This is a genomic window from Caulobacter sp. (assembly GCF_035254145.1).
Taxonomy (GTDB): domain Bacteria; phylum Pseudomonadota; class Alphaproteobacteria; order Caulobacterales; family Caulobacteraceae; genus Caulobacter.
In genome coordinates this window covers 1-8,517 of the sequence record NZ_DATFAV010000077.1, presented here as the reverse complement: position 1 = coordinate 8,517, position 8,517 = coordinate 1, and the positions used below count along the sequence as shown (strand labels likewise).

Genomic DNA, 8,517 nt, shown 5'->3' with positions numbered 1-8,517 from the left:
ACCTGGCCAAGACCTTCCCGGCGAGCTTCAGCCTCGACCGGGTGTTCGGCCACGACGAGGTCGCGCCGAACCGCAAGAACGATCCAGGCGGCGCCTTGGCCGACCCCGCCCGGCTGATGACCATGGCCCAGTTCAGGACCTATCTGAAGTCGCTCACCTGAGCGCGGCGGCGCCGGCCCGGGCCACGATCCCGTCCTGGGCGGCCGAACCGCCCGAGACGCCGATGGCGCCGACGATCTTGCCGTCGACCAGCACCAGTTCACCGCCCTCGACCGCCGTCGCGCCGGTGAAGATGGCGTTCAGCGTGCCGCTCTTGACCGCCTCCTGGAAGTACGCGGTCGGGCGGCGGAAGTTGGCCGAGGTTTGGGCCTTTTTCAGCGCCACCTCGTTCGAGCCGTACTGCGTGCCGTCCATCTTCTCGGAGAGGACCGGCTGGCCATTTGGCTCGAGCACGACGATGACCATGGTCCAGCCGTTCTTGCGGGCCTCCGCCTCGGCGGCGGCGACCACGATCTTGGCCTCGGCCAGGGTGATCACCCGCGCCGAATAGGACGGCTGCGGCGCGGGCGTCGGCGCCGAGGCGGTCTGGGCCAGCGCCGGGCCGGCGGCCAGGGTCAGGCTCCCCGTCAAGGAAAGTCCGACGGCGATCAGGGCGAAGGTCTTTCTCATGGCAGCACGACCTCGTCGTTCAAGCGGGTGTTCTGGGCCTGGCTGGTGACGATCCTGACCCGCAGGCCCTGGGTCTTCACCCCGGCCGGGATTTTCAGCTTCACCGAAGCGGTCTTCGGCAGCAAGTCGAGCGGCGCCTTGAGGGCGGGGACGGCGGCGCTGCCCAGCACCTTGCCCGACTCGTCGACCAGCTCCAGCCTGGCCGCCTGCGCGTCCTGGGCGCCGAGGCTGTGGACCTTGGCGGTGATGGCGGAACCCTTCACCACCACGTCGCCGCGACCAACGCCCAGATCGGCGCGCTTGGCCGGATCGTCGCCAGCCGTGACGAGCTTCATGTCGATGACGCTGGTCTGGCGCGGGGCCAGGGTGACCTTGGCCCCCAGGCTACGCTCGAAGGCGACCGAGCGGGCTTGGGCCGGGCCGTCGATGACGTCGTCGCCATTGGCGTCGAGGCCCTCGGTCAGGCTCCACTGGCCGGCCGCGACGTTCCAGCCGGTCATGGTCGCCGTCACCGGCTTGTCGGTCAGGTTATAGGCGATGACCTTGAAGCCGGTCTGGGTCGCGTCCTTGACCAGCAACGCCACATCCGTGCCGTCGGCGTTGTCGAAGCGCCAGGAGACCACGTGGCCAGGCGTCATCTGGCTGCGCTTGTTGGCGATCCCGCCCAGGCGCGAGCGTTGCAGCATGTCGGACGGCAGCTCGACACGATCCGACCACCAGTGGCCTTCCGTGTGCATGTACATGTGCTGGGCGTTCCACTGGATCTCACTGGCGTAGAGATCCTCCAGATACTTCTTGTCGCCAGTCAGGGACCAGGCGGCGTAGCGCTCGAAGGCCCCGCCCTTGGCCGCCGCCTTGACCAGCGCGTCCTTGTTGGCGGCGGCGAGGTTCATCGCCGTCAGAGCGTTTTCGTTGATCGCCCCCAGCGACTTGAGGCCCGCCTTGGAGATCCGCCAGTTGATCGGCGCCAGGTATTTCTGGTCGCCTGTCAGGCGATAGGCCGCCCAGAACACCTGGAACGGACCATCCGCGCCCGAGCCTTGCAGCACCGTGCCGCCGCGTTCGGCGTCGGTGCGCCAATTGATCTCGTTCGGATAGGAGCCGTCCTTCTTGCTGACGTGGGCCAGGTAGCCGTCGGCCAGGCCGATGACGGTGTCGCGCGCCGTCGGATCGCCGTTGTAGTCGCTGATCAGGATCGACGGATGGACGACGCCGAACGAATACGGCTTCTGCCACTCCCACGGGCCCTCGCGATACGAGATCTTGCCGCTGTACCAGTTGGTGTTGAAGTGGACGTGGCCGGCCGGGTTCTTGTCGACGATGCGGGGCAGGGCCTTCACCGTCGTGAACAGTCGCTCGACCGCCAGCGGGTCGCCGTAGTTGACGTACATCGCCTCCGAATTGGAGTTGATGCCCTCCTCATAGGCATGAAGTTCGTCGGTGACGATGGTCGACAGGCCATCGGTGAACATGCCGTTCTTGTAGACCGCGTCGGTCAGGCGGTTCAGCGAATGCGTCAGCTTGTCGGGCTGGACGCCCATCAGGGCCACGCCCGGCCATTGCTGCAGCAGGTCGGTGTCGTCCGACAGCCCGCCGCCGAAGTCGCCGAAGTCGGCCTGACGCTCGTCGATCCACCAGTTGATGAACTTGGAGACCAGCTTCAGGTCTTCCGTCTGGCGGAAGGCCCACAGCGGGGTGTCGTCCGCGGGCTTGGGCTGCTCGAAGGCCGGCCAGCCCTGGCTGCCATAGGTGATGTCGCCCCAGTACTCGCGACCGATCTGGTTGTCGGGATCGACGCGCAGCAGGTCCGTAATGTCGGCGTAGAGGCGGCGATAGAGGCCCTGGCGCTTGGAGGTGGTGTGCTCCTCGACAAGGAAGGCCCAGTTGTCCTTCACCTGGTTCAGGCGGTCGGCGACGTGCTCGACCTTGGCCTTGTCGCGGTCCTTCAGGACCAGGCGGATCTTGGCGCCGTCCAGGGCCTTGGGACCGAACTCGGTGCTGTCGGCGGCGATGGTCAGATAGAGGCTATCGGCCGTGAGGATGCGGTCGCGCATGTCCAGCCAGACGGTGCGGGCTTCGCCAGTCTTCACCGAAATGCTGACGTCAATCATGTTTCGGCCCGGCCAGATCGGGTCCTTCACCTGGATGTTCAGCGGGATCACTGTCCCGGCCGCGCCAGGCAGGGCGGGAATGTCGATGGCCACGCCGTCCAGGCCGTCGCGGGCGTTCTCCCAGCCATAGGCCCAGTTGCGGGCCAGGGGTCTGGCGGCCGGCGCGTCGCCGAAGCCCGACGGGATCAGCACGTGGACGATCGGCAGGCCCGGCGCGGTCAGGTCGCTCGCCGGACGCGGGCGGCTGGGGGCGCTTTCCGGAATGGCCACGACCGTGGCGCGCTCGCCCGCCGGGTGACGGCCGGCGATATAGGCGTTCAGGTCCGAGAGGTTCAGATAGTCCGGCGCCACGTCGGCGCGGACCGTGTAGCTCATCTTGAAGGCGTCCTTCGGCTCGGCGCCGGCGGAGACGTTATAGGCCCAGATCTCCTGGATCGGGGTCTCCTGGGCCACATTGGTGAAGGTCAGGACACCGCCCTTCAGCGGCTGGGCCAAGGTGGTGACCGTGCGCGCCTGATCCTTGGCGCGGGTCCCGACGCTGGCGGCCTTGTCGCCGGCTTTGCTTACTCCCGGGGCGGTCCAGCTCAGGTCGCCATAGGCCGGTCCCTGGATCTCCAGGCGGTTGATCGGCTCGTCGGGCAGGGTGAGCGTCAGGGCCTTACCGCCGTCGACATAGACGTTCCAGTCGGGCAGCTGGAAGTAGTCGTTACGGCCGGGCAGGCGCGAGCGGTTGTAGACGCCGGGCCAGGTGGTCTCCTGGATGCCGTCGTTGGCCCGCCACATCCATTCCTTGATGTCCTTGGCGTCGGCGAACTCGACCTTGCGGATCGTGGTCTGGGCGTCGGTCAGCAAAGGAGGGGAGGCGAGGTTCCAGCCGTAGCGTTGCTTCCAGGCGGCGTGGACGGCCGGATCGGCCAGGGTCGGGACCGGAGCCTCGGCGGTGGGGGCTTCGTTCCGGGCCAGGGCGGCGATGGCCGCGGCGCCCAGCGGACGGTCGTAGACCTGCAGCTCGTCCAGGTCGCCGCCGCGCGTGAAGTTGTAGCGGCTCTGCACCTGATGCGGGGCGATCACCCGGCCGGCGACGCCGAACTGGTCGAGGCCAGCGTCATAGACGGCCTTGGCCTCCTTCCTCGCGGCCAGCTTGCCGTCGACATAGAGCTGGACGCCGGTGGTCTCGTCCCAGGTGAAGGCCAGGTGCGTCCAGACGTCGGCGGCCGGGATCTTGTCGACCTTGAACGAGACGCGGGTGCGCGAGAGGCCGTTGTCGGTGACGAAGGCGTCGAAGCCGTGGCCGTTCCAGTCGATGCGCAGGAACGCCATGTCCCAGCTGGAGTGGTCCGCATAGCCGACGCGAAAGATCACGAACGGCGCGACGCCGACCGGATAGCCTGACCGCCAGAAGAAGGAGAGGGTCCCGCGCTGGGCCTGGATGTTGCCGGGGGCGTTCCAAGAGACGACGCCGTCGTCCTCGGCGTGGAAGCCCTGGCCGGACTTGCCGGCGACCGGCGCGACCTTGTCGGCGAAATTGGGGATCGGATCGCCGGCGGCGACATCGGCCGTCAGACCCCTGTCGCCCGAGACCTTGAACAGCAGCGCGGGCTCGCTCGTCGGTCCTTCGGCGGCGGCCGCCGCATGGGCCAGGATCAGGGCGCAGGCCGAGCCCAGGAAAGTCGCCTTCATACGAACCGTCTCCTCCGGCGGGGCGCTGGTTTTGGTAACCGGTGTCATATCCCCGGCGCTGGTTTAGCGCCGTAAGGGGAGGCTTGCAAACCCGACGCGGCCTGATAGGCCATGCTGCAAAGCACAAAACGTCGGGCGGAAGTTGCCATGTTCACGAAAATCCTGATCGCCAACCGGGGCGAGATCGCTGTCCGCGTCATCAAGACTTGCCGCCGCCTGGGGATCGCGACGGTGGTGGTCTATTCCGACGCCGACGCCGGCAGCCTGGCTGTCGAGATGGCCGACGAGACGGTGCATATCGGTCCGTCGCCGGCCAATCAGTCCTATCTGGTCGCCGACAAGATCATCGCCGCCTGCAAGCAGACGGGCGCGCAGGCGCTGCACCCGGGCTTCGGGTTCCTGTCCGAGAACGCCGGTTTCGCCCAGCGCTGCGCCGACGAGGGCATCGTGTTCATCGGTCCCAACCCCGAGGCCATCTCGGCCATGGGCGACAAGATCGAGAGCAAGAAGTTCGCTCAAAAGGCCGGTGTCTCCTGCGTGCCGGGCCATATCGGCGAGATCGCCGACACGGCCGAGGCGGTGAAGATCGCCGAGCAGATCGGCTATCCGGTGATGATCAAGGCTTCGGCCGGCGGCGGCGGCAAGGGCATCCGTGTCGCCTGGACCCGCCAGGACGTCGAGGAGGGCTTCCCGGCGGTCCGCGCCGAGGCCAAGGCCAGCTTCGGCGACGACCGCATCTTCATCGAGAAGTTCATCGAAAGCCCGCGCCACATCGAGATCCAGGTGCTGGGCGACAAGCACGGCAACGTCGTCCACCTGTTCGAGCGCGAGTGCTCGATCCAGCGCCGCAACCAGAAGGTCATCGAGGAAGCCCCGTCGCCGCTGCTGGACGAGGCGACCCGCAACGCCATGGGCGCCCAGGCCGTCGCCCTGGCCAAGGCCGTCGGCTACGACAGCGCCGGCACGGTCGAGTTCGTGGCCGGCCAGGACAAGAGCTTCTTCTTCCTGGAGATGAACACCCGCCTGCAGGTCGAGCATCCGGTCACCGAGCTGATCACGGGCCTGGACCTGGTCGAGCAGATGATCCGCAGCGCCTGGGGCGAGAAGCTGGCCTTCGAGCAGAAGGATCTCTCGATCAACGGCTGGGCCATCGAAAGCCGCATCTACGCCGAGGACCCGTACCGCAAATTCCTGCCCTCGATCGGCCGCCTGGTTCGCTACGACCCGCCGGCGGAGGGCCAGAAGGACGGCTACACGGTCCGCAACGACGCCGGCGTCCGCGAGGGCGACGAGATCTCGATGTACTACGACCCGATGATCTCCAAGCTGTGCAGCTGGGCCCCGACCCGGATCGCGGCGATCGACGGCATGGGCCGGGCGCTGGAGGACTTCCACATCGAGGGCCTGGGCCAGAACATCCCGTTCCTGGCCGCGGTGATGGACGAGGCGCGGTTCCGCTCGGGCCATCTGGCGACCAGCTACATCAAGGACGAATTCCCCGACGGCTTCCAGGGCGTCGAGCCGACCGCCCAACAGCTGGACATCCTGATCGCGGTGGGCGCGGCGATGCAGCGGGTCTACGCCGCGCGCGCCCGCTCGTTCGCCACGGGCTTGGCCGGCGCGCCGCGCGACGAATGGGTGGTGTCGGTCGGCCACGCCAAGCACCGGGTCAAGGTGGCCGGGGAGGGCGACATCACCGTCGAACTGCTCGACGAAGGGCGCGTCCTGACCCTGAGCGACATCGACTGGCGTCCGGGCAAGGCGGTGTTCAAGGCGCTGCTGGACGGCAAGGCCTTCACGGTCCAGGTCGCCCCCGCCGCCGAGGGCTTCACCATCCGCCACCGCGCCGCCAAGGCCCGGGTGCTGGTCCTGACGCCGCGCTCGGCCGAGCTCCATGACAAGCTGCCCGAGAAGCAGGCGGCCGACACCTCCAAGCTGGTGCTGTCGCCGATGCCGGGCCTCGTCGTTTCGATGGACGTCACGGCCGGCCAGCAGGTCCGCGAGGGCGAGGTGGTCTGCGTCCTCGAAGCCATGAAGATGCAGAACATCATCCGCGCCGAGCGCGACGGCGTGGTCAAAGCCGTCAACGCCAAGGGCGGCGACCCGGTCGCGGCGGATGAGGTGCTGGTGGAGTTCGCCTGAAGCCGCGCTTAGATTGGGCGCGAGCCGAGTCGGAGCAAAGGCGAGCATGAGCGAACGTAGCGAGTGGGCGGAGCTGTTCCTGTCGTCGAACGGCAGGCTGGCGCGCACGCCGTTCCTGGTCGCGGCCGGGGTGCTGATCGGCGTGGCGGTGCTCTATGAGGCGATCGCCGGCTTCACCTTGCACTGGCTGACCGGCTGGCTGGTCTATCCGGCCTTGTTGTTCTCGGGCGCCTGCGTGCTGTCAAAGCGTCTGCACGATCGCGGTCGGTCGGGCTGGTGGGCGCTATTGATCCTGATGGCCGTGATCGCGGTCTGGCCTCAGCCCGAGCACGTTCTGGACTTCATGTTCTGCCTGGTGATCGCCTGGGCGGTGGTCGAGCTTGGCGTCATGGGCGGCGAGCAGGGCGCCAACCGCTATGGACCGAACCCCTTGAAGACGATTTCGATCTGAAAAACCTCTCCCCACGGGAGAGGGATTTTAAACGGGCGCCGCGGCGTCCTCGACCGGCCCGAACACCTTCGTAAAACTCGCCTTCAACGCCGCGTCCGCCTCGTCCAGCGTGACCGGCAGGCCCAGGTCCACAAGGCTGGTCACGCCGTGCTCGGTCTGGCCGCAAGGCACGATGCCCGAGAAGTGGGAAAGATCCGGCTCCACGTTCAGGCTGATCCCGTGGAAGCTGACCCACTTGCGCAGCTTGACGCCGATGGCGGCGATCTTGTCCTCGCGGCTCCAGCCGGGACCCTTGCGCTCGACCCAGACGCCGACCCGGCCGTCGCGCAGCTCGCCGGTGACGTTGAAGGCGGCCAGGGCGTCGATGATCCAGGCTTCCAGCGCCGCGACGAAGGCGCGCACGTCGCGCCCGCGCTTGGTCAGATCCAGCATCACATAGGCCACGCGCTGGCCGGGACCATGATAGGTGAACTGGCCGCCGCGTCCGCTCTCGAACACCGGAAAACGGTCTGGCGCCAGCAGATCCGTGGCCTTGGCCGACACGCCGGCGGTGTAGAGCGGCGGATGCTCCAGCAGCCAGACCAGCTCGCCCGCCGTTCCATCGGCGATCGCCGCGGCCCGCGCCTCCATGGCGGCAACGGCTGCCGGGTAATCGACGTAGTCGGTCGAAACCGCCCACCCCACCGGCGCCGCGTCATCGCGCCTCATGGTCGGAAGTTCAGCATTTTCAGCATTTAACGGGAGCGCAAGCATACGGCCCTAATCTTGCAATCTAAGACGCGGCGACCCGAGCGGTCGCGTGTGTCAGTTTCAGGGGCCTTACTTCGTGAGCCAGGTCAACGCCGTCAATGTCGAGATCTCCGTCCTGCTCGGTCGGTCGATCCTCCCCATGCAACAATTGTTGCGCATGGGCCGCGGCGCGGTGATCCCGCTGGACGCCAAGACCAATGACGAGGTCTGGATCCTGGCCAACAACCACCCGATCGCGCGCGGCGAAATCCAGATCAGCGACGACCGCATCGCCATCCAGGTGACTCGCGCGGCCGACGTCTACGACTACATGGCGGGCGGAGCGTAACCTTCAGTTGCGGGTCTTGGAGTGTTCAGCCAAGGTTCGTCCATGCTGTTGCGGTTCTTTATCGCTCTGATTTTCAGCGCGTGCGTCGGACTCTCGACCGCCGCAGTCGAACGCGACCATTCGGGCTTCTATACGGACCTGAAATATATCGCCGAGGCCGATGACTACCTCGGCTTTCGTATCGACGTGCATCAAGGCCCCAAAAGCACGGTCGAGTTCGAGCTATGCGAGGGGTCGTGCTACGGCGGCGAGACGCTCCCCGCGACCATTGAGGGCGACCAGATTTCGTTCGTCCACGAAGTTAGCTGGACGGACTCCGTAGGAAACGCAGGGATTACTCGAACGCCAGTCACTGGTCGTTTCGTCAAGGGGGGGCTGATGCTGCG

General features: G+C 67.1%; 5 protein-coding genes and 2 pseudogenes. 4 read left to right on the top strand and 3 right to left on the bottom strand.

Translation table 11 applies throughout. The features are described 5' to 3' along the window. Positions 1–153 precede the first annotated feature (153 nt). Positions 154–669, bottom strand: a complete 516-nt coding sequence (locus tag VJ655_RS04210) for a GlcG/HbpS family heme-binding protein (protein WP_324109814.1) — start codon at positions 667–669, stop codon at positions 154–156. Then, positions 666–4,587, bottom strand: a pseudogene (locus tag VJ655_RS04205) (LamG-like jellyroll fold domain-containing protein). The gene VJ655_RS04210 and the pseudogene VJ655_RS04205 overlap by 4 nt, the downstream one beginning before the upstream one ends. Positions 4,588–4,607: 20 nt before the next feature. On the opposite strand from VJ655_RS04205, the gene VJ655_RS04200 reads away from it, so the two are divergent. Then, positions 4,608–6,602 (top strand): acetyl/propionyl/methylcrotonyl-CoA carboxylase subunit alpha, encoded by a 1,995-nt coding sequence (locus VJ655_RS04200; RefSeq protein WP_324109813.1) that lies wholly within the window; start codon positions 4,608–4,610, stop codon positions 6,600–6,602. Positions 6,603–6,648: 46 nt separating this feature from the next. Beyond that, a complete protein-coding gene (locus VJ655_RS04195; RefSeq protein WP_324109812.1) occupies positions 6,649–7,053 on the top strand; it encodes a DUF805 domain-containing protein in 405 nt (134 codons plus the stop codon). A 27-nt stretch (positions 7,054–7,080) separates the two neighbouring features. Here VJ655_RS04195 and lipB read toward each other — a convergent pair whose 3' ends face one another. Next, positions 7,081–7,806, bottom strand: a complete 726-nt coding sequence (lipB, locus tag VJ655_RS04190) for a lipoyl(octanoyl) transferase LipB (protein WP_324109811.1) — start codon at positions 7,804–7,806, stop codon at positions 7,081–7,083. A 12-nt stretch (positions 7,807–7,818) separates the two neighbouring features. On the opposite strand from lipB, the pseudogene VJ655_RS04185 reads away from it, so the two are divergent. Then, positions 7,819–8,131, top strand: a pseudogene (locus VJ655_RS04185) (FliM/FliN family flagellar motor switch protein). 42 nt (positions 8,132–8,173) lie between these two features. Beyond that, the coding region (locus VJ655_RS04180; RefSeq protein ID WP_324109810.1) for a hypothetical protein at positions 8,174–8,517 on the top strand (344 nt) is incomplete at its 3' end.